Origin of the sequence: Herbaspirillum autotrophicum, from assembly GCF_001189915.1 — a bacterium.
Taxonomy (GTDB): Bacteria; Pseudomonadota; Gammaproteobacteria; order Burkholderiales; family Burkholderiaceae_D; genus Herbaspirillum; species Herbaspirillum autotrophicum.
Genome location: NZ_LFLS01000081.1, coordinates 1 through 1,550, shown reverse-complemented (window position 1 = coordinate 1,550; position 1,550 = coordinate 1). Strand labels below are relative to the sequence as shown.

1 protein-coding gene and 1 pseudogene are annotated in these 1,550 nt (G+C 52.5%); both read right to left on the bottom strand.

Translation table 11 applies throughout. From position 1 onward, the window contains the following. Nucleotides 1–64: 64 nt before the first annotated feature. Entirely contained in the window at nucleotides 65–1,276 is a 1,212-nt protein-coding gene (locus AKL27_RS26860; protein ID WP_050465962.1) for an ABC transporter substrate-binding protein, read from the bottom strand. Between the two features lie 97 nt (nucleotides 1,277–1,373). Beyond that, nucleotides 1,374–1,550 (bottom strand): annotated as a pseudogene (locus AKL27_RS26855) (ABC transporter ATP-binding protein); the annotation flags it as partial.

Genomic DNA, 1,550 nt, shown 5'->3' with positions numbered 1-1,550 from the left:
CCCGAAAAATCAGAAGTGACAGACTCTCGATCCACGCTTTGCTGCCTGTGAAACTATGCTGAAATTATTTCCACAACGCGCACTTGGATTCGGCCTTGGTCGTCCAGGCCTGTTCACCAGGGATAGTCTGTACCAGCTTGTAGTAATCCCATGGGTACTTGGATTCAGCCGGTGTCTTGACTTGGTACAAGTACATGTCATGCACTACGCGGCCATCGGCGCGCAGGTAACCGTTTTTCTGATACATGTCGTTGAACTTGGTCTTGCGCAGTTGCGCCAGAACCTTTTCAGTATCATCGGAACCGACTGCCTTGACTGCCGTCAGGTATTGCAAGGTCGACGAGTAGTCGGCGGCTTGCAGGCTTGAAGGCATCTTCTTTTGCTTTTCGAAATAACGCTTGGCGAACTTGCGTGTTTCGTCATTCGAATCCCAGTACCAGCTGTCGGTCAGATACAAACCTTGGGTCAGCTTCGGTGTCAGCGAGTGAATATCGTTGATGAATACCAGCAAACCGGCCAGCTTGGCAGTCTTGGTGATACCGAATTCGTTGGCTGCCTTGACTGAGTTGATGAAGTCGCCGCCGGCGTTGGCCAGACCAATGATCTGTGCCTTCGATGCTTGTGCCTGCAACAGGAACGACGAGAAGTCGGATGCGCCCAGCGGATGCTTGACCGAACCTACGACAGTACCGCCGGCTGCCTTGACCACATTGGCAGTGTCATTTTCCAGCGAGTGACCGAATGCATAATCGGCAGTCAGGAAGAACCAGCTCTTGCCACCTTGCTTGACCACGGCGGAACCGGTGCCCTTGGCCAATGCCACGGTGTCGTAAGCATAGTGAACTGTGTAAGGGGAGCATTCTTCATTGGTCAGACGCGCAGAACCGGCACCGATCTGGAAGAACACCTTTTTCTTTTCAGCAGCAATTTTTGCCATTGCCAGTGCCGTACCGGAATTGGTACCGCCGATCAGGACGTCGACGCCCTGTTGGTCAAACCATTCGCGCGCCTTGCTGGCAGCAACGTCGGCTTTGTTTTGGTGATCCGCAACCAGCAATTCGATTTTTTTGCCGTTGATGGCGCCGCCCATATCAGCGATAGCAAACTTGATCGCTTCTGCACCACCCTGGCCGTCGATATCGGAATAAACGCCCGAGATATCGGTAATGAAACCGATCTTGATCACGTCTCCGGAGATCTGAGCCGAAGCCGGTGCAGCAAATGCGAAAACTGCGGCAGCCGTTGAAACGGCCAGTGACATTGCCTTTAATTTCATTTTCATCTCCTGTTTTATGAAGCTGCGTGACTACCTTTGCACGTACGTAGGCGTGCGTGCTTTCTCTACTGCGAACTAAGATTAAAACGGTGTCAGATCAAACGCCGAGCAATTCGTTGAGCGTCTGCGTCTTCGATTCCAATTCGGCAGAAGCAAACGATTCGACGATGCTGCCGTGTTCCATCACATAGAAGTGATCGGCCAGCGGCGCGGCGAAGCGGAAGTTCTGTTCCACCATCACGATGGTGTAGCCCTTGGATTTGAGCATCAGAAT

Excerpts from the sequence above, each read along its gene's own strand:
- AKL27_RS26860 (WP_050465962.1), bottom strand. The coding sequence starts at position 1,276 with ATGAAATTAAAGGCAATGTCACTGGCCGTTTCAACGGCTGCCGCAGTT.